Source organism: Streptomyces similanensis (assembly GCF_039543625.1).
GTDB classification, from domain to species: Bacteria; Actinomycetota; Actinomycetes; order Streptomycetales; family Streptomycetaceae; genus Streptomyces; species Streptomyces similanensis.
This window is the reverse complement of the sequence record NZ_BAABKC010000027.1, coordinates 34,796-54,872: the sequence shown is the minus strand read 5'-3', so window position 1 is coordinate 54,872 and position 20,077 is coordinate 34,796. Positions and strand designations below refer to the sequence as shown.

Genomic DNA, 20,077 nt, shown 5'->3' with positions numbered 1-20,077 from the left:
TCGCCCCGTCGGATCGGGGCACGGCCCGAGCATGGTGCGGAACACGCTAGTTCCTCCTGTCAGCACTGGATCGGGGGTGGTGCGGCGGCCGCCCGGCCGGATGCGGCGGGGGCGCCGGCCGCAGCCGGGCCGGAGCCCGGCCGGTCACCGCGCCGGCGGGCCGGGCGTGGCGCGTACGGAGCGGGCCAGAGAGGCGGCGCCGGCGATCAGCACCATCCAGCCGGCCAGGGCCAGCGCGGCGTTGCGCGCGCCGACCGAGTCCAGCAGCAGCCCGCCGAGCAGCGAGCCGATCGGCAGCGCCCCGTTGGACAGCGTGCTCATCGCCGCGAGCACCCGGCCGCGCAACCGGTCCGGGGTGATGCCCAGTTGATAGCTGCCGAGCGCCACGTTCCACAGCGGTCCGACGAACCACATCGCGGCGTAGGCGACGGTGAGCGTGAACGGGTCGCGGCTGAGGGCGATCACGGCCATGAGCACCGCCCACGCCCAGTTCGCCCCGATCACCAGGGCGCCCAGGGACACCTTGCGGGCGCACCACGGCGCCGCCAGCGAGCCGAGGACGCCCCCGCCGCCCGCGAAGCCGACCATCAGACCCACCCCCGCCGAGGACGCGCCGACGGCGGTGGCCAGCATGATGGCGACCAGGAACAGCGCCCGGAACATCAGGTTGCTGCCCGCCACCAGCAAGGTGCTGGTGCGCAGGAAGGGATGCCGCCACAGCCAGCTCAGTCCCTCGCGGACCTGCGCGCCCATGCCGTCGGTGCGGGCGGACCGCTCGGCCTCGAACTCCTTGCGGATGAACAGCAGTCCGGTCAGCGAGACCAGATAGCTGAGCGCGTCCGCCAGGAACGGCACGGCCCGCCCGAGACCGAACAGCACACCGCCCAGCGGCGTGCCGACCATCACGGCGGCCCGCCCCCGCGCCTCGTTGCGGGACAGGGCCAGCGACAGCTGGCTCGGCGGCACGACGTTCGGGACGGCCGCGTGCGCGGCGAGCCCGTGGAACACCGTGAGCGCGCCCTCGGCGAAGCTCACGGCCAGCACCAGCGGCAGGCCGAGGACGTGCAGCGCGGCGGCGACCGCGATGACCGCCGCGCCGAGCGCCCGCAGCGCGTCGCACCAGATCATCAGCCGCCTGCGCGGCCAGCGGTCCACCAGCGCGCCGGCCGGCAGCGGGAGCAGCAGCCCGGGCAGCAGCGCGACGAATCCGGCGAGGCCGGCGGCGAACGGCGAGCCGGTGAGGGCCAGGACCAGCAGCGGGTAGGCGATGGTGGTCGCCGTCGACCCGAGCAGGGAGACCGCCGAGCCGCCCCACAGCAGCAGGAAGTCGCGGTTGCGGTGGAGCGGGACCAGTGGTTCGCCGGGGGGCGTCGGTTCGGCGGTCGCCGGATGTGTGACGGTCACCGCGTCGGCTGCGGTCACCGGAGCGGCGGCGGTCACCGGAGCGACGGCAGCCACCGGTCCGGCGGCAGCCACCGGTCCGGCGGCGGTCACCGGTCCGGCGGCGGTCACCGGTTCGGCGGCGGTCACCGGTCCGGCGGTGGCCACCCGAGCGGCGTCGGCCGGGGGAGCCGCTGCGGTCGCCGGGTTGGCAGCGGTCACCGAAGCTGTGGCGGCGGTCACCGAAGCGGCGGCGGCCACCGAAGCTGCGGCGGCGGCCGCCGCCCCGGCGGTGCCCACCGCAGGGGCTACCGCAGGGGCTACCGCAGGGGCCGCCGCCTCCGGCGGGTGCGGCGGCCGCGGGTCCGTCGGCGCCCTCGTGTCGGGGCTCGTCATCTGTCACCCTCCAACTCGGCCCGGGCCGGACGCTAGCCGCGCGCCGCCTGCTCCATCCGCCGGCGCAGACTGAGCGGGCGCATGTCGGTCCAGACCGTGCCGATGTGGGCCAGGCACTCGGCCCGGGTGCCCTCGGTGCCCTCGGCGTGCCAACCGAGCGGCAGCTCGCGGTCGGCGAGCCAGACGGAGTACTGCTCCTCGTCGTTGCGGACGACGCGGTAGGTGCGCTCGTCGGTGTCTTCCTCGGCCACGGCGGGCCCTCCCTCGGATCGACTGCCGCGTCACGAACCTCTCGTGACCGGTGGCGGCGCCGGAGAGCCTGCCGCACCCGACCGGCCGGGCCCCAGAGAAGGAGGCGCAGTCACCGCGGCGCGCAGGCTGCCGACGTGACTGCCGGTTGTTCTCTCGGAGCGGCGACGGCCCGGCGGCGACGCTGAGGCGCATGACTGCGAACCCCACCCTCCGGACCGCGCCGGCCGACCGCGCCGAGGAGCGCGCCGAGCGCCGCCCCCTGCCCGTGACGCTGTCGGCCGAGTCGCCCGGCACCCCCCTGCCCGCCTACCTGGCGGCCGCCCGGCCGCTCGTCCGCCGCCGGCTGCGCGAACACGGCGCGGTCCTGCTGCGCGGCTTCGACGTCGGCGGCGTGGACGGCTTCGAGGCCGCGGTGCGGGCGGTGTCCGGCGCGCCGCTGGCCTACGCGGAGCGGTCCTCGCCGCGCAGCACCATCAAGGGCCAGGTGTACACCTCGACCGACTATCCGCCGAACGAGGAGATCTTCCTGCACAACGAGAACTCCTACCAGGCCGACTGGCCGCTGACCCTGTTCTTCCACTGCGTACAGCCGCCGGACACCCTGGGCGCCACCCCGCTCGCCGACACCCGCCGGGTGTACGCGGCGATCGACCCGTCCGTGCGCGAGGAGTTCGCCGCCCGCGGCTGGATGGTGGTGCGCAACTTCTCCGACGGCTTCGGCGTGCCCTGGCAGCAGGCCTTCAACACCGGCGACCGCGCCGAGGTCGACGCGTACTGCGCCCGCAACGGCGTCGAGACCGAGTGGACCGCGGACGGCCTGCGCACCCGCGCGCGCCGCCGGGCGGTGCACCGCCACCCGGTGACCGGGGAGACGGTCTGGTTCAACCACCTCACCTTCTTCCACGTGACCACGCTGTCCGAGGAGGTGTGCGGCGCGCTGCGGGAGATGTACGACGACGAGCGGCTGCCGACCAACACCTACTACGGCGACGGCCGGCCGATCCCGGACGAGGTCGTCGCCCACCTGCGGGACTGCTACCGCGCCGAGCAGCGGCGCTTCGACTGGCAGCGCGACGACGTGCTCCTCGTCGACAACATGCTCTCGGCGCACGCCCGCGAGCCCTTCACCGGACCGCGCCGGATCGCCGTGGCGATGGCCGAACCCCACTCGGCGGCCGTGCGGTCCGCCTCGTCCGCGGAGGTGGCCGATGCCCGCCGATGACAGCGGTCACCCGCTCTCCTACGCCCAGGAACAGCTCTGGTTCCTCGACCAGTTGCGCTCCGGCGCGTCCACCGAGTACCTGATGTGCGAGGCGTTCCGCGTCCGCGGCCCGCTCGATCCGGCGGTGCTGGAGGCGGCGTTCACCGAGATCGCCGCACGGCACGAGGTGCTGCGCACCCGCTACGGCACGGCCGGCGGCGCCGGCGCGCAGTTCGTGGACGAGCCCGGCCCCGTACCGCTGGCCCGGGTGGACCTGACCGGCACGGATCCGGCCGACCGCGAGGCGCGGGTGCGCGCGCTGCACGCGGCCGAGCTGCGCACACCGATCGACCTGCGTACGCACGCGCCCTGGCGGCTGACCCTGGCCCGGTTCGCCGACGACGACGCCGCCCTGCTGGTGACGGTTCATCACATCGCTTTCGACGGCTGGTCCTGGGGCATCCTCGCGCGTGAACTGCATGAGCTGTGCGCCGCGTTCGCCGACGGGCGGCCCTCGCCGCTGGAGCCGGTGGCGGTGCAGTACGCGGACTTCGCCCAGTGGCAGCGCGACACCTGGGCCGCCGCCCCCGCCCGCGCCGAACAGCGGCGCGGCTACTGGCGCGAGCGCCTGGCCGGCCTGGAGCCGCTGGAGCTGCCCGCCGACCGCCGGCGCCCGGCGCGGTGGGACCCGGCCGGGGACAGCGTCGCCTTCACGGTCCCGGCGGACCTGGCCGGACGGCTGGCCGTGCTCGGCCGGGACGCGGGCGCGACCCCGTTCATGGTGCACCTGGCCGCCTTCCAACTGCTGCTCGCGCGCTGGTCCGGACAGGCCGACGTCGCGGTCGGCGTGTCGGTCTCGGACCGCACCGAGGTCGAACTGGAGCCGCTGATCGGCCTGTTCCTCAACACCGTCGTCCTGCGCAGCGACCTGTCCGGCCACGGCTCGTTCCTCGACCTGCTCGCCCGGGTCCGGTCGACCACCCTGGACGCCTACGAGCACCAGGACGTGCCGTTCGGCTGGGTGGTGGCCGATCTCGCGCCCGAGCGCGACCCCTCCCGCAACCCGGTCTTCCAGGTCGGCTTCGCGCTGCACAACGCCGAACGCCGCCCGCTCAGGCTGCCCGGACTCGACGTCGCCAAGGTCGAACCGGGCACCGACCACTCCGCCTTCGACCTCTCCCTGCACCTGTCCGAGGCCGCGGACGGCTCGCTGGCCGCCCGGCTGATCTACCCCACCGCGCTGTTCGACCGCGCCCGGATCGAACGGATGGCGGCGAGTCTGCTGCGGCTGCTCACGAGCATCGCCGCACACCCGGACACCCCCGCGCACACCCTGGAGACCGTCCCCGCGACGGACCTCGCCGCCTTCGCGCGCTGGAACCGCACGGGGACCGAGCGCCCGGCGCACTCGCTCGCCGAACTCTTCTTCGCCCAGGCCCGCGCCACCCCCGAAGCGGTGGCCGTGATCTCCGGCACGCGGGAGACCGACTACGCCGAACTCGCCGACCGGGTACGGCGCCTGGCCGGAGTGCTGCGCTCGCGCGGCGTCGGCCCGGAGAGCGCGGTGGGCGTCGCGCTGCACCGCGGCGCCGACCTGGTCGCCACCCTCCTCGCGGTGCTCACCGCGGGCGGGGTGTACGTGCCGCTGGCCCCCGAACACCCGGCGGACCGGCTCGCCCACCTGGTCGCCGACGCCGACGTGACCCTGCTCGTCACCGAGCAGGCGCTCGCCGGACAGCTGCCCGCCCACCCGAACACCCTCGTGCTCGACGCCGCCCCGACGGACAGGGACGAGACGGCGCCGCCCCTGGAACCGCGGGGCGCCGACGACGCGCGGGCCGCGTACGTGATGTACACCTCCGGCTCGACCGGCCGGCCCAAGGGCGTCGTCGTGCCCGAGGCCGCCATCCGCAACCGCGTCCTGTGGCCGGTGGAACGCCTCGGCCTCGGCCCCGGCGACCGGGTGCTCCAGAAGACCACCATCGGATTCGACGCCGCCGTATGGGAGTTCCTCTCCCCGCTGGTGTGCGGGGCCACGGTGGTGACCGGACCGCGAGAGGCCCACCGCGATCCGGCGGTGCTGCTCCGCGCGGTGGCCGACCACCGGGTCACCGTGCTCCAGGGCGTGCCCTCCATGCTGCGCCTGCTGCTGGACGAACCGGCCCTGGCCGACTGCGCCTCGCTGCGCCTGCTGTGCTCGGCCGGCGAACCGCTGACCGCGGAACTGGCCGGCCGGCTGCGCGACGCGTTCGACGCCGAGGTGGTCAACACCTACGGCCCCACCGAGTGCGCCGTGGACTCCACCGCCTGGCCCTTCGACCCGGACGAACCCGGCGACCTGGTGCCGATCGGCCTGCCGCTGCCCAACGTCCGCACCTACGTGGTGGACGCCGAGGGCCGGCAGGTGCCCGTCGGGGTCACCGGCGAACTGCACGTCGGCGGCATCGCCCTCGCCCGCGGGTACGCGGGCCGCGGCGACCTCACCGCTGACCGGTTCGTACCCGACCCGGACGCCGCCGTGCCCGGCGCGCGCCGCTACCGCACCGGAGACCTGGTGCGCCGCCGCGCGGACGGCGCGCTGGAGTACGTCGGACGCGTGGACGACCAGGTCAAGATCGGCGGGGTGCGGATCGAGCCCGGCGAGATCGAGGCCCTGCTCGCGGCCCACCCCTCGGTCGCCGCCGCCGTGGTCGCCGTGCACCGCGGCGACGCCGGCGACGCCCGGCTGACCGCGTACGCCGTGCCCGTCGCGGGCGGCCGGATCGACCCGGAGGCGCTGCGCGGCCACCTGGCCGCCGCGCTGCCGGAGGCGATGCTGCCGGCCGCCTTCGTGGAACTGGCCGAACTGCCGCTCACCCCGAACGGCAAGGTGGACCGCCGCGGGCTGCCGGCCGCCGCCGCACCCGACCGGCCGGCCACCGCGGCCTGGCAGGCCCCGCGCACCGTCGCCGAGGAGGCCGTCGCCGCGCTGATGGCCGAGGTCCTCGGCGTCGAACGGGTCGGCGCCGACGACGACTTCTTCCTGCTCGGCGGCTACTCCCTGCTCGCGATCAAACTCGTGCTCCGGCTCCGGCGCACCTTCGGCGTCGAACTGACCGTGGCCGAACTGTTCCACGCGCGGACGGTCGCCGCGCTCGCCGCCCGCGTCACCGAGGCCGGCGCCGGCGAGGAAGTCGCGCCGCAGAGCGACCCGGACGCCGTCCGTCCGGCCGGCCGCGACCGCCCGCTGCCGCTCTCCTTCGGCCAGCAGCGGATGTGGTTCCTCGACCAACTGGAGCCCGGCAGCCACGAGTACGTCGTCCCGCTGGCGCTGCGGCTGACCGGACCCCTCGACACCGTCGCGCTGCGCCACGCGCTGGACGCGCTGTCCGAACGGCACGAGGTGCTGCGCACCCGCTACCGCGACGAGGGCGGCGAACCCGTCCAGATCGTGGACCCCGCCGGACCGGTGGACTTCACCCTGGCCGATCTGACGGACGCGCCCGACGCCGCGCGCCGGGCCCGCGAACTGGTCGACGAGCTGGCCCGCCGGCCCTTCGACCTGGCGCACGGGCACCCGCTGCGGGCCACCCTGATCCGCACCGCCGCCGAGGGCCACCTCCTCGTGCTGACCCTGCACCACATCGCCTTCGACGCCTGGTCGACCAACGTCTACCTGCGCGACCTGGACCTGTCCTACCGGGCCTTCGCCGCGGGCGATCCGTCGCCGCACACCCCGCAGCCGGTGCACTACGCCGACTTCGCCCTCTGGCAGCGCGAGCAGCGCGACGCCGGCCGGCTGGACCGCCAACTCGCCTACTGGCGCGACCGGCTGGCCGGACTCACCCCCGTCGAGCTGCCCACCGACCGGGTCCGCGCCGCGGTCCGCGACGCCCGCGGCGACAACGTCGTGGTCGAGGTGGACCCGGCCGTCGCCCGGGCCGTCGCCGAGCTGGCCGGCCGGCACGGCGCGACCCCGTTCATGGTGATGCTCGCCGCCTTCCAGGTGCTGCTGCGGCGCTGGACCGGCCGCGACGACCTCGCGGTGGGAACCCCGGTCGCCGGCCGGACCCGCCAGGAGACGGAGGACCTGGTCGGGTTCTTCACCAACAACCTGGTGATCCGCGGCGACCTCGGCGGCGACCCGGTCTTCACCGACCTGCTGGACCAGGTCCGCGGCACGGTGCTCGACGCCTTCGCCCACCAGGACGTGCCGTTCGAACACCTGGTGGACGCGTTGCAGCCGGAGCGGGACCTCTCCCGCAACCCGCTGTTCCAGATCATGTTCGAGCACCAGCACCTGGCGGGCGTCCCGGAGCGGCTCGGCGCGGTCGCCGTGGAGGCGGTCCGCGCCGGTCTGGAGACCGCCAAGTTCGACCTCACCGTGACCGTCAAGGAACGCGGCGGGCGCATGTACTGCTGGTTCGAGTACGCGACCGCGCTCTTCGACCGGGAGACCGTCGAGCGGCTGGCGGGCCACTACCTGACGCTGGTCGCCGCCGCCACCGCCGCCCCCGGCGCGCGGATCGGCGACCTCGGCATGCTCACCGAGGACGAGCGGCGCCGCGCCCTGACCGTCTGGGCCGACCCGCACGCCGAGCGGGCCGCGGTGCTCGACCCGGCCGACGAACACGACCTGTGCGTACCGGAGTTGTTCACCCGGCAGGCCCGGCGGACCCCGGACGCCGTCGCCGTCGTCTTCGGCGGCCGACGGGTCACCTACGCCGAACTCGACGCCCTCTCCGACCGGTTCGCCGCGCGGCTGCGCTCCCTGGGCGTCGCCTCCGAGACCGTCGTCGCCTCCTGCCTGGAACGCGGCGTGGAGGCGGTGGTCGTCCTGCTCGGCGTGCTGAAGGCCGGCGGCGTGTACGTGCCGTTCGACCCCGGACACCCCGCCGGGCGACTGGAGCTGATGCTCGCCGACGCGGGACCCGAACTCGTGGTCACCACTCGCGCGTTCGCCGACCGCCTGACCGACGCCCACCGCGTCGTCCTCGCCGATGACGATGACGATGCCGACGCCGACACCGATGCCGACACCGGTGCCGATGCCGGTGCCGAGGCCCGGGACGAAGCGGGCGACCTGCCCGCGGGCCCCGCGCCCGAACCGGTCCGGCCCGACAACCTCGCCTACGTCATCTACACCTCCGGCTCGACCGGCCGCCCCAAGGGCGTGATGATCGAGCACCGCTCCTACGCCCACCACTGCCGGGTGATCGCCGACGCGTACGGCATCGCCCCCGGCGAACGCGTGGCCCTGCTGTCCGCGCTCACCTTCGACGTGGCCATGGACCAGATCGCGGCGACCCTGGTGGCCGGCGCCACCGTCGTCGTGGCCGACCCGGTGTTCTGGACCCCCGACGAACTGCCCGCCCGGCTCGCCGAACACGGTGTCACCGTCCTGGAGATCACCCCCTCCTACTACCGGGCCGTCCTGGAGTCGCCCGATCTGTCCCGGCTCGGCTCGCTGAAGCTGATGAACGTCGGCAGCGACGTGGTCACCGGCCTGGACGCGCGGCGCTGGGCCGAGACCGGCCTGCCCGCCCGCTTCCTGTGCAACTACGGGCCGACCGAGGCCACCGTCACCTGCCTGCTCCACCCCGTCACCGAGACCCCCGCCGAGGGCGACGCGGCCGGCGCCCTGCCGCTCGGCCGGCCCGTCCCCGGCACCCGCGCCTACATCCTGGACGCCGACCTGCGGCCCGTCCCGGTCGGCGTGCCCGGCGAGCTGTACCTCGGCGGCGTCCGCCTGGCCCGCGGCTACCACCGGCGGCCGGACCTCACCGCCGACCGGTTCGTCCCCGACCCCTTCGCCGCCGAACCCGGCGGGCGGCTCTACCGCACCGGCGACCTGACCCGCCACCGGCCGGACGGCGCCATCGAGTTCCTCGGCCGGATCGACCAGCAGGTCAAGGTACGCGGCCTGCGCATCGAACTCGGCGAGATCGAGGCGGCGCTCGCCCGGCACCCCGCCCTCCAGGAAGCGGTCGTCACCGCACCGGAGACGGCCCCGGGCGAACGCCGGCTCGCCGCCTACCTGGTGGCCCGGCCCGGCGCCGCGCTGCCCGACGTGGCCGAGCTGCGCGCCCACCTGGGCGCCCTGCTGCCCGAGTACATGATCCCCTCGGTGTGGGTGCCGCTCGACGCGTTCCCGCTGACCGCCAGCAAGAAGATCGACCGCAAGGCCCTGCCGGACGCCTCGGCCGCCCTGACCGGCGGCGCCCGCGAACACCTCGCCCCACGCGATGCGGCCGAGGAGGCCGTCGCCGCGATCTTCACCGAGATCCTGGGCCTGGAGCGGATCGGCGTCCACGACGACTTCTTCGCGCTCGGCGGCCACTCGCTGCTGGCCACCCGGGTACTGGCCCGGCTGCGCGAGACGTTCGCCGTCGAGCTGCCGCTGCGGCTGCTGTTCGAGGCCACCACCGTGGCCCGGCTGTCCGAGGCGGTGACCGAGGCCGTCGAGGCCGAGATCACCGCGCTGTCCGACCACGAGGTGGCGGGCCTGCTCGCCGAGGAAGGTCTGCGATGACCGACACCAGGGACCGCGCCCAACTGCGGCAGGAGCTGCTGCGCCGGCGGCTCGCCGGCCGGGCGGCCCCCGCCCCGGCGGCGGGCATCGCCCGCGCACCGCGCGGCGGCCCGCTCCCGCTGTCCTTCGCCCAGCGCCGCCTGTGGATCCTCGACCGGCTCCAGCCCGGCGGCACCGCGTACCTGATGACCGTGGCGCTCCGGCTGCGCGGCCCCCTCGACCGGGCCGCACTGCGCACCGCGCTGGACGGGCTCCAGCACCGGCACGAGGTGCTGCGGACCCGCTACCCGGTGGTCGACGGCGAACCCGTGCAGATCGTCGACGAACCGGGCGCCGTCCCCCTCGACGAGGAGGATCTCGGCGCACTCGACCCGGCGGCGGCGGACGCCCGCGTCGCCGCCCTGGCCACCGGCGCACGCCGGCCCGTCGACCTCGCCGAGGGACCGGTCCTGTCCGCCGTGCTCGCCCGCCTGGCGGAGCGGGAGCACGTCCTCCTGCTCACCGTCCACCACATCGCCTGTGACGGACGCTCCGAGGACATCCTCGTCGGCGAACTCACCGCACGCTACGCGGACACGGTCGCCGGGCGGCCCACCCGTTCCCCCGAACTCCCGGTGCAGTACGCCGACTTCGCGCACTGGCAGCGCGAACGGCTGTCCGGCGAGGCGCTGCGCCGCCCGCTGGACCACTGGCGCGAACGGCTGGCCGGACTGCCGCCCCTGGACCTGCCCACCGACCGGCCCCGCCCCGCCGTACGCGACTCGGCGGGCGGTCTGGCCCCGCTCGCCGTGCCCGCCGGCACCGCCCGGCGGCTGACGGCGCTCGCCCGCGAGCACGGCGCCACCCCCTTCATGGCCCTGCTGGCCGCGCACGCCGTCCTGCTCGGCCGCTGGAGCGGCCGGCGCGACGTCGCCGTCGGCTTCCCGGTCGACGGCCGCGACCGCTCGCAACTCGACGATCTGGTCGGCCTCTTCCTCAACACGCTGGTCCTGCGGGTCGACCTGTCCGGGACGCCGTCCTTCACGGACCTGCTGCGGCAGGTCCGCGCACGCGCCCTGGACGCCTACGCCCACCAGGAACTGCCCTTCGAGCGGCTGGTCGAGGAACTGGCGCCGCAGCGGGACCCCTCCCGCACACCCCTGTTCTCGTCCATGCTGCTGTGGCAGGACGCGGCCGGCCCGGCCGCGCCCCCGGCGATGGGACCGCTGACGGTCGAGCGGCTGCCGGTCGGCGAGAGCAGCGCCAAGTTCGACCTCACCCTCGGGCTCGCCGAGCGGCCGGACGGCTCGCTGTCCGGCGGCGTCAACTACGCCTCGGCACTGTTCGACCCGGCCACGGCCGAGCGGTTCGCCGCCCAGTTCGCCCGCCTGCTGGAGAGCGCGGTCGCCGCGCCCGGCGCCCCGGTGGACGAACTGGAGATCCTGCCCGCCGCCGAGCGCGAACGCCAGCTCGTCGAGTGGAACGCGACCGCCAGGCCTTACCCGGCCGGCACCCTCCCGCAGCTGTTCCGGGCCCAGGCCGCCCGCACCCCCGACGCCGAGGCGGTGCGCTTCGAGGGCGCCGCCCTCGGCTACCGGGACCTCGACGAGCGCGCCGACCTGCTCGCCCACCACCTGCGCACCCTCGGCGTGGGACCCGAGTCCGTCGTCGGCGTCTGCCTCCACCGCGGCCCCGACCTCGTGGTCGCGCTGCTCGCGGTGCTCAAGGCCGGCGGCGCCTACCTGCCGCTCGACCCCGACTACCCGGCCGACCGGCTCGCCTTCATGCTGGCCGACTCCGGCGCCCGCGCCGTGCTCACCGACCCCGGCCTCGCCCCGCTGGTGCGCGACCGCGCACCCCACCTGGTCGACATCACCGCCGCTCCGACCCCCGGCTCGGACCGCGCCCCGCTCCCCACACCGGACCCCGGACACCCGGCCTACCTGATCTACACCTCGGGCTCCACCGGCCGCCCCAAGGGCGTGCTCATCGAGCACCGGGCCATCGTCAACCGGCTGCACTGGATGCAGGAGGCCTACCGGCTCGGCGCCGACGACCGGGTACTCCAGAAGACGCCGTACAGCTTCGACGTGTCGGTGTGGGAGTTCTTCTGGCCGCTGATCACCGGCGCCACCCTGGTGCTCGCCCGCCCCGGCGGCCACCGCGACCCCGCCTACCTGGCCGGACTCATCGGCGCCGAGGCGATCACCACCGTCCACTTCGTCCCGTCCATGCTGCGCGCCTTCCTCGCCGAGCCGCTGCCGGCGCTGCCCTCGCTGCGCCGCATGGTGTGCAGCGGCGAGGCGCTCCCCGCCGACCTCGTCACCGCCGTGCACGAACGGATCGGCTGCGAGCTGCACAACCTGTACGGGCCGACCGAGGCCGCCGTCGACGTCACCGCCACCCGGTGCGAGCCGGACCGCCCGGTCACCATCGGCCGCCCGATCGCCAACACCCGCGCCTACGTCCTGGACGCCGCCCTGCGGCCGGTGCCGACCGGCGTGCCCGGCGAACTCCTGCTCGGCGGCGTCCAGCTCGCCCGCGGCTACCTGAACCGCCCGGCGCTCACCGCCGACCGCTTCGTCCCCGATCCCTACGCCACCGAACCCGGCGGGCGGCTCTACCGCACCGGCGACCTGGCCCGCCACCGCGCCGACGGCTCCATCGAGTACCTCGGCCGGCTCGACCACCAGGTGAAGATCCGCGGCCAGCGGGTCGAACTCGGCGAGATCGAGGCGGTGCTGACCGAAGCCCCCGGCATCACGGCCGCCGCCGTCGCCGTGCACGACGAACAGCTCGTGGGCTACCTGGTCCCGCCCTCGGCGGACGTCGAGGCGGCCCGCGAACACCTGCGCGGACGGCTGCCCGAACACATGCGGCCCGTGCACTGGACCCTGCTGGAGACACTGCCCCTGACCCCCAGCGGCAAGACCGACCGCACCGCGCTGCCCGCACCCGAGCGGACCCGCTCCGACCTGGTCGGCGCCTACCTCGCCCCCAGCACGGAGACCGAGCGGGCCCTCGCGGACGCTTTCGCCGCCGCCCTCGGCGTCGACAAGGTCGGCGTGCACGACGGCTTCTTCCAGCTCGGCGGGGACTCCATGCGCGCCATCCGGGCCGTCGGCGCCCTGCGCGACCAGGGTCTCGCCCTCACCGTGCAGGACGTCTTCACCCGGCAGACCGTCGCCGAACTGGCCCCGCTGGCCGCCGCCCGGCCGGCGGCCCAGCCGCAGGAGAGCGCCCTGACCGGCCGCTTCGAACTGCTGGCCCCGGCCGACCGCGACCGGCTCCCCGACGGACTGGCCGACGCCTACCCCATGGGCCAGGTCCAGGTGGGCATGGTCTACGAGATGCTCGCCGACCCCGAGCGCAACACCTACCAGAACGTCAGCACCTTCCAGATCCTCGACGACGGCCCCTTCTCCGCCGAGGCGTTCACCGGCGCCGTACGCCTGCTCATCGCACGGCACGAGATCCTGCGCACCTCCTTCCACCTGTCCGGATACTCCGAACCGCTCCAGCTCGTACACGCGGCCGACGGCCTGGAGGTCGAAACCGGCGTCACCGACCTGCGCGGCCTGCCCGCCGACGAACAGCGCGCGCGGATACGGGACTTCCGCGCCCGGGCCCAGCGCACCCCGTTCGACGTCGGCCGCGCGCCCCTGCTGCGCTACCACGCCCACCTGATCGGCGAACGGGAGTGGCTGCTCACCCACGTCGAGTGCCACGCCATCCTGGACGGCTGGAGCCACCACTCGGTCATCGGCGAACTCCGCGCCGCCTACCGTGCGTTGTCCCAGGGCACCGGCACCCCGTCCGCGGCCCCGCCGCCGGTCCGCTACGCCGACTTCATCCGCCTCGAACAGCAGGCCCTGGCCTCGACGGCGGACCAGGACTTCTGGCGGGAGCGCATCACCGGCCACGAACGGCTGCGGCTGCCCGCCGACGGCGCGCCCGCCGAAGCCGGCCTGCCGGCCCCCGAAGTACGGCTGCCCTGGCGGGAACTGGAGCCGCGGCTGCGCCGGCTCGCCGCCGAGACCCAGACCTCGCTCAAGAGCGTCCTGTACACCGCCCACCTCAAGGTGCTCGGCCTGATCAGCGGCCAGCACCGGTTCTTCGCCGGCGCCGTCACCAACGGCCGCCCCGAACGGCCCGGCGGCGACCGGGTACGCGGCATGTACCTCAACACGGTGCCGTTCGCCGTCGACCTGCGCGCCACCAGCTGGCGCGCACTGGTGCGGTCGGTGTTCGCCGAGGAAGTGGCCCTGTGGCCGCACCGGCGCTACCCGCTGCCCGCCATGCAGCGCGCCTGGGGGGACGGCGACCCGCTCGTCGAAGTGGTCTTCGCCTACCTGGACTTCCACGTCCTGGACGAGCAGCGCGCCGACATCGGCACGGTCGAGGACCACAGCCCCAATGAGTTCACCTTCGACGTGTGGACCTTCCCCGGCGAACTCCGGATGACCTGCCGCCCCGGCTGGGCCGGCCAGGAGCGGCTGACGGCCATCGGCGACACCTTCCTGGCCGTCCTCACCGCCATGGCCGACGACGCCGACGCGGACCCGCGCCGCTTCCGCGCCCCCGGCCTGGAGCAGACCGACGGGACGCCGACCGCCACCCGGCCGCTGCCCGAGGTCTGCGTCCCCGAACTCCTCGCCGCCCGCGCCCGCCCGGAGGCGACCGCGCTCCAGGACGGGCCGCGCACCCTGACCTACCGCGAACTGGACGCCCGCTCCAACCAGTTGGCCCACCTGCTGCGTGGGCTCGGCATCGGCCCGGAGAAGCCGGTCGCGCTCTGCCTGGACCGCGGCATCGAGGCGGTGATCGCCATGCTCGGCGTCCTGAAGGCCGGCGGCCACTACGTCCCGCTCGACCCCGCCTACCCGGACGCCCGCCTCGGCTACGTCCTGGCCGACGTCCACGCCGAGGTGGCCCTGTGCCGCCCGCAGGACACCGCCCGCCTGGCCGCCTTCCCCGGTGTCCGCGGCGTCGCGCTGGACGCCGCCGCGGCCGTGCTCGACGGCCTGCCCGACACACCCGTCGAGGCCGGCACGGTCCCCGACAACCTCGCCTACGTCACCTACACCTCCGGCTCCACCGGCCGGCCCAAGGGCGTGCAGATCACCCACCGCGCGATCGTCCGGCTGGTGCACGACGCGAACTACGCCGACCTCGACGCCGACCAGGTGCTGCTGCTGCACGCACCGCTCGCCTTCGACGCCTCCACCCTGGAGGTGTGGGGAGCCCTCGCCAACGGCGCCCGGCTCGCCGTCTGCCCGCCCGGCGCCAACACGGCCGACGAACTGGCCGAGGTGGTGCGCCGGTACGGCGTGACGGTGCTCTGGCTCACCGCCGGCCTCTTCCAGCACATGGTCGAGACCTGCCCGGAGGCGCTGGCCGGCGTACGGCAGGTGCTCGCCGGCGGCGACGCGCTCTCCCCCTCGCACGTGCGCACCGCCCTCGCCCACGGCGTGACCCTCACCAACGGCTACGGCCCCACCGAGTGCACCACCTTCAGCACCGCGCTGCGCGGGGTGACCGAGGCCGACGCCGACCGCGGGGTGCCGATCGGCACGCCGATCACCGACACCCGGGCCCTGGTGGTCGACGAGCACCTCGACCCGGTGCCGTTCGGAGTGCCCGGCGAACTCCTGGTCGGCGGACCCGGGCTCGCCCGCGGCTACCTGGGCCGCCCCGATCTGACCGCCGACCGCTTCGTGCCCGACTCGTCCGGGACCGTCCCCGGGGCGCGCCTGTACCGCACCGGGGACGTCGTCCGCCGCGACCCCGACGGAACGCTGACCTTCATCGGCCGGCGCGACGGCCAGGTGAAGATCCGCGGCCACCGGGTCGAACTCGCCGAGGTGGAGGCCGCGCTCGGCGACCTGCCCGCCGTCCGGGCGGCGGCCGCCGCCGTGCACCGCGGACCGGACGGTCACAAGCGGCTGGCCGGCTACGTCGTCCTCGAACCCGGACACGGCCCGCTGGACGTCGCTGCGCTGCGCGAGCGGCTGCGCCGGCGGGTGCCCGACTACCTGGTGCCCGGCGCCTGGGTGGAGCTGGCTGCCCTCCCGCTCACCGCCAACGGGAAGATCGACCGGGCCGCGCTGCCCGAACCCGCCGGACCCGCCCCCACCTCGTCCCACACCGCCCCGCGCACCCCCGCCGAGCGGGCCGTGGCCGAGGTCTGGGCGGAGGTGCTCGGCGTGGAACGGGTCGGCGCCGACGACGACTTCCACGTCCTGGGCGGACACTCGCTGGCCATCCTGCGGATCATCGCCCTGCTGCGCGAGCGGCACGGCATCGAACTGACCGTCCGGGCGTTCCTGGAACGCCCCACCGTGGCCGGGCTCGCCGCGGCCGCCGAGGGCGGCGCCACCGAGGCCAGGTCACTGGTGTGGCTGCGGCGCGAGGGCGGCCGGCCGCCGCTGTTCTGCGTGCACCCCGGCGGCGGCAGCGCCCACTGGTACCGGCCGCTGGTGCCGTACCTCGACCCCGACCAGCCGGTCGCCGCCTTCGGCTGGCCCGGCCTCCAGGCCGAACACGGCCCCGTGCCCTCGACGGAGCAGATGGCGGAGCGCTACCTGGCCGAGCTGCGGGCCGAGGCGCCGCACGGCCCGTACCGGCTGTTCGGCTGGTGCGGCGGCAGCGGCATCGCGAGCGAACTGGCGCACCGGCTCACGGCCGAGGGCGAGGAGGTGACCTTCATCCTGCTCGACCCGGGGCTCGACAACCACGAGCGGATCGAGCTGTGGCGCGAGTACTGGCTGATCGAGAGCTGTGTGGCCAAGCTGACGGAGCTGGCCGACGCGCCGCCCGAGCAGGACACCTCGGCACTGCGTGCGGAGGCCCTGGCCCTGCTCGAACACCTGGTGGACGACATCGACCCGGAGGTGGGGATCACGCTGCCGGAGCACGGCGCCGGTGACGTGTGGCTGCCCTCGGCGAAGATGTGGCGGGAGGTCATGGAGATGTGCCTGACCTACCGGCACCGCCGGTACGCGGGCCGACTGCACCTGATCGCCAGCGACGAACTGGCCGACGGCAAGCACGAGGTGGCCTCCGGGCAGTCCTTCCCGGACTACCTCGCCCGCTGGCGCGAGCTGACCGGGGGCGTGACGCTGCACCGCATCCCCGGTGACCACTTCGGCGTGCTGAAGCCGCCGCACCTGGCCCGACTCGCCGAGGCCGTCACCGGCATCCTCGGCGACGAGGGCACGGAGGGCGCCGGCTGACACCGGCTGACACCCAAGGCCGGTACGGCCGAGAGGGCGGGGGCGCACACGGCGCCCCCGCCCTCTCGGCGTGCCCGGCCGTACGGGGCCACCGTCCGCCGCGGGCCCGGTCGGCGGGGGCGGCGGGCACGGGTGTGGTTCGTGCCCGCAGGTGTGCGGGTGCGGGTGTGGCTGCGGGTCTGCGGGTGCGGCTCCGGCGCCGCGGGTGGGGGTGCAGGTGCGGGTGCCGGTGCGGGGCCGAGGGGCCGAGTCCGGGGCCGCAGGTGCGGGTGGCGGTCTGTGTCCGCGCGTGCGGGCCGGTGCCCGGGACGCGTGGCCGCACCACCGCGCGCTCACGGCAGGCTTCTGCCCCAGCCGGGCACCGGCCGCGTCCCGCATCCGCACCCGCGCGTGCGAACGGGCCGGGCTCCTGGTGGGGAGCCCGGCCCGGTTCGGCGGTGCGGGGTGGAGACCGCGGCGCGAAGGCGCGGTTCCGGTGGGACGGTTCAGTCGGTGACGGCGACGAGGCGGAGTTCGGAGGAGTAGCGGTGGCCCTGGTCGTCGGTGAGCCAGGCCTGTTCGGGGGTGGGGAGCATCTCGGTGACGGTGAGTTGTGCGTCGGGGTCCTTGCGGGCGAGTCGGCGGGCGGCTTTGGCGAGGATGTTGACGTAGACGGGGCTGTCGAAGTCGACGAAGAAGGGGCGGGGTTCGGTGGGGGAGACGACGAAGACGAAGCGGGGCAGTTCGTGGGTGTCGCGCCATTGGCGGGCGCGGACGAAGCGGCGGGCCTCGCTCTTGTCGTCGGCGAAGGCCAGCGCGGAGCCGGCGAACCGCCAGGTCTCGCGGGCCACCGTCATCCGGTCGACGGTGACCCGGGGGGAGTGGTCGGCCTCCGGCAGCAGCCGGAACCGGTCCGTCACCAGCGTGGTCAGCACATGCGCGAACACCTCCACGGCCGGGAACACCGCGCCGTCGGGCAGCACCACGCACAGCCGGCCCTCGCGGCGCTCCACCACGGCGTCGGCGCTCGGCACGGTGCGGTCGCGGTGCGGGTCCGCCGTGTTGTCGAGCAGGGCGACCTGGTAGTCCTGAGGCCGTACCAGCGCGTGCCGGATCCGGGCGGAGAGCCGGGACTTGTGCTCCTTGGGCAGCAGCGGCATGAGCCGGGGCGCCGGATGGTCGCGGTCGGTCCGCTCGAACAGCTCGCGGGGGTCGGGGTGCTGGTTGACGAACAGCTCGTTGCCGAGCGTGTTGGCGGCCAGGTGGAGTTCGCCGAGGACGAGGCCGAACTCGCCCCGGGCGACGGCGGCGGCGTCCGGCGCGGCGATCATCACGTCCGGGCTGATGTACCGCGCCGCGCTCCAGCCGGGTGCGGCGGCCGGACCGAAGACCTCCGCCACCCGGCCGGCGATGTCCGCGCCCGCGACCGTGACCCGCCGCACCCCTTCCGTGTCCGGCAGGACCCGCTGCCAGCGGCGCTCGAACTCCGCCTGGAGTTCGGCGGCGTCGGCGACCGCGGCCCCGTGCAGGACGGGCATGCAGGCGAACCAGAACGCGGCGAGGTCCACCGGCCGGCCGGGACCGGCGTCCGCGCGCAGCCGCTCGTACACCTCGGTGACGCGCTCGCTCACCCGGGCCGCCAGGGCGCCGGAGAGCCAGGCGGCCGCGGACATCAGCAGGTCGAGCGGGGCGAGCGCGGCCAGGACGTCGCCGCCGAGCGTGACCCGGGCGGCGCGGCGGCTGTCGGAGTAGACCACGGCGCGGCCGGGCGCCGTGGTGGTGCTCTTCTCGCGCTTGGCGGCCGCTTCGGTCACCCGCTGGAACGTCTGCTCGACGGCGGTGAGGGCCGCGACCAGCCGCTCGGGGTCCTCGGCGGCCGCCCGGACGCCCTCGACCGCGCTCTCCAGCTCGTCCATCCGGGCGAGCGCGGCCGCGCGCGGACCCGGCTCGCCGATCCGCTCCAGAGCGGCGCGCAGCCGCCGGTCGGGCCGGATGTCGGCGGGCACCTCCAGCCGCCAGGTGATCCAGCGCAGCCGGACCAGCTCGTCGAGCAGGGCGGGTACGTCCGTGTCCGGCCCCAACTCCCTTTGGAGCGCCGGGACGGAGCGGGTGCCGTCGCACAGCCGCAGCAGCCGCAGCGTCTCGGGCGGCACCGGGCGCGGCGGCCTGGCGGGTATCCGTACGGCGTTCTCCTCCAGCCGGACGTACGGCACCCGGCGGGGCGCCGTCCAGGGGCGCACCGCGGGGTCGGCGTCGATCTCCCGGGCCAGCGCGTCGACCGACCAGCTGGACCAGAAGACCTCCGAGGACGCGGTCGGCCCGCTGCCCGGTTCGACGGTCACGCCGGGCCGGGCGGTGTCGAAGGCGCCCCAGCCGACCGGTCCGAAGAAGCCGATGGTGTCGTTCTTGACGCAGAACCGCTGCCAGTAGTGGGCGACCAGCTCCTCGCGCTGGCGCTGCTTGAACGTGCGGCCCGCGGTCTCGGGCGACCAGTTGAGGAACGGCCGGATCGCCGAGTCGAGCACGCCCCGGTTCTGCCAGGCGACCGCCGCCCGGAACCGTCCGGAGGCGGCGATCTCCTGCGCGTCAGCGGCCGCCAGCGCGGCGGCCCGGGTGAACTCCTCCTCGAAGACCTTCCAGGCCGCCCCCGACAGGGCGTCGCGCGGCCCGAACTTGTCCGCGGCCGCCGCCAGGCCCTCCGGCGCGAGCCGGAGCACCCCGTTCGCCGGGAACCCGGTGCCGCGTACCGCGACCTGGTCCCACAGCCGCCAGCGGCCGCTCAGAGAGACGGTTCCCTCGCTCATCCCGGCCGCCCCTAGGCCGACGCGGGCGCGAGGGCCAGGTCGTCGACGACGACCTGCGCCAGCTCGGCCGGGGACGGGTAGGTGAAGACCAGGGCGACGGCGATCTCCGCGTCGAGCAGTTCGTGCAGGCGGCCGACGATCTGGAAGGCGGCGAGCGAGTCGCCGCCCGCCTCGAAGAAGTCGCTCGCGGCGTCGAGGGTGTCGTCGCCGAGCGTCTCGCGGTAGTAGCCGGTGATCAGCCCGGTGAGTTCGGCGGTGTCGACGGGGTTCATGGTGGGTCCTTCCGGTGAGGGGTGTTCGGTGTGCACACGTGTGAGTGGTGCGGGGGTGCACGTGAGCT

At 75.3% G+C, this 20,077-nt stretch carries 7 protein-coding genes; 3 read left to right on the top strand and 4 right to left on the bottom strand.

Annotated features, from left to right (window positions below; genetic code table 11):
• Positions 1-144: 144 nt before the first annotated feature.
• Entirely contained in the window at positions 145-1,680 is a 1,536-nt protein-coding gene (locus ABEB07_RS10035) for an MFS transporter (protein WP_345667940.1), read from the bottom strand.
• A 128-nt stretch (positions 1,681-1,808) separates the two neighbouring features.
• Positions 1,809-2,027, bottom strand: a complete 219-nt coding sequence (locus ABEB07_RS10030; protein ID WP_164583240.1) for an MbtH family protein — start codon at positions 2,025-2,027, stop codon at positions 1,809-1,811.
• 191 nt (positions 2,028-2,218) lie between these two features.
• Here ABEB07_RS10030 and ABEB07_RS10025 point away from each other — a divergent pair, with 191 nt between their 5' ends.
• The 3 genes from ABEB07_RS10025 to ABEB07_RS10015 are packed head-to-tail and all read left to right on the top strand — an operon-like array spanning position 2,219 to position 16,954.
• On the top strand, positions 2,219-3,250 hold the full coding sequence (locus ABEB07_RS10025; protein ID WP_345667939.1) for a TauD/TfdA family dioxygenase: 1,032 nt from the start codon (positions 2,219-2,221) through the stop codon (positions 3,248-3,250).
• Positions 3,237-9,740, top strand: a complete 6,504-nt coding sequence (locus tag ABEB07_RS10020) for an amino acid adenylation domain-containing protein (RefSeq protein WP_345667938.1) — start codon at positions 3,237-3,239, stop codon at positions 9,738-9,740. Before ABEB07_RS10025 ends, ABEB07_RS10020 begins: the two co-directional genes overlap by 14 nt.
• Entirely contained in the window at positions 9,737-16,954 is a 7,218-nt protein-coding gene (locus ABEB07_RS10015; RefSeq protein WP_345667937.1) for an amino acid adenylation domain-containing protein, read from the top strand. The genes ABEB07_RS10020 and ABEB07_RS10015 overlap by 4 nt, the downstream gene beginning before the upstream one ends.
• A gap of 485 nt (positions 16,955-17,439) precedes the next feature.
• Here ABEB07_RS10015 and ABEB07_RS10010 read toward each other — a convergent pair whose 3' ends face one another.
• Both ABEB07_RS10010 and ABEB07_RS10005 read right to left on the bottom strand, forming a co-directional pair.
• Entirely contained in the window at positions 17,440-19,737 is a 2,298-nt protein-coding gene (locus ABEB07_RS10010; protein ID WP_345667936.1) for a lantibiotic dehydratase, read from the bottom strand.
• Between the two features lie 11 nt (positions 19,738-19,748).
• Positions 19,749-20,009 carry an acyl carrier protein gene (locus ABEB07_RS10005; protein ID WP_164589339.1) on the bottom strand — a complete coding sequence of 87 codons (261 nt, stop codon included), beginning with the start codon at positions 20,007-20,009 and terminating at the stop codon, positions 19,749-19,751.
• Between the last annotated feature and the right edge of the window lie 68 nt (positions 20,010-20,077).

Excerpts from the sequence above, each read along its gene's own strand:
- ABEB07_RS10025 (WP_345667939.1), top strand. The coding sequence starts at position 2,219 with ATGACTGCGAACCCCACCCTCCGGACCGCGCCGGCCGACCGCGCCGAG.
- ABEB07_RS10020 (WP_345667938.1), top strand. The coding sequence starts at position 3,237 with ATGCCCGCCGATGACAGCGGTCACCCGCTCTCCTACGCCCAGGAACAG.
- ABEB07_RS10015 (WP_345667937.1), top strand. The coding sequence starts at position 9,737 with ATGACCGACACCAGGGACCGCGCCCAACTGCGGCAGGAGCTGCTGCGC.
- ABEB07_RS10010 (WP_345667936.1), bottom strand. The coding sequence starts at position 19,737 with ATGAGCGAGGGAACCGTCTCTCTGAGCGGCCGCTGGCGGCTGTGGGAC.
- ABEB07_RS10005 (WP_164589339.1), bottom strand. The coding sequence starts at position 20,009 with ATGAACCCCGTCGACACCGCCGAACTCACCGGGCTGATCACCGGCTAC.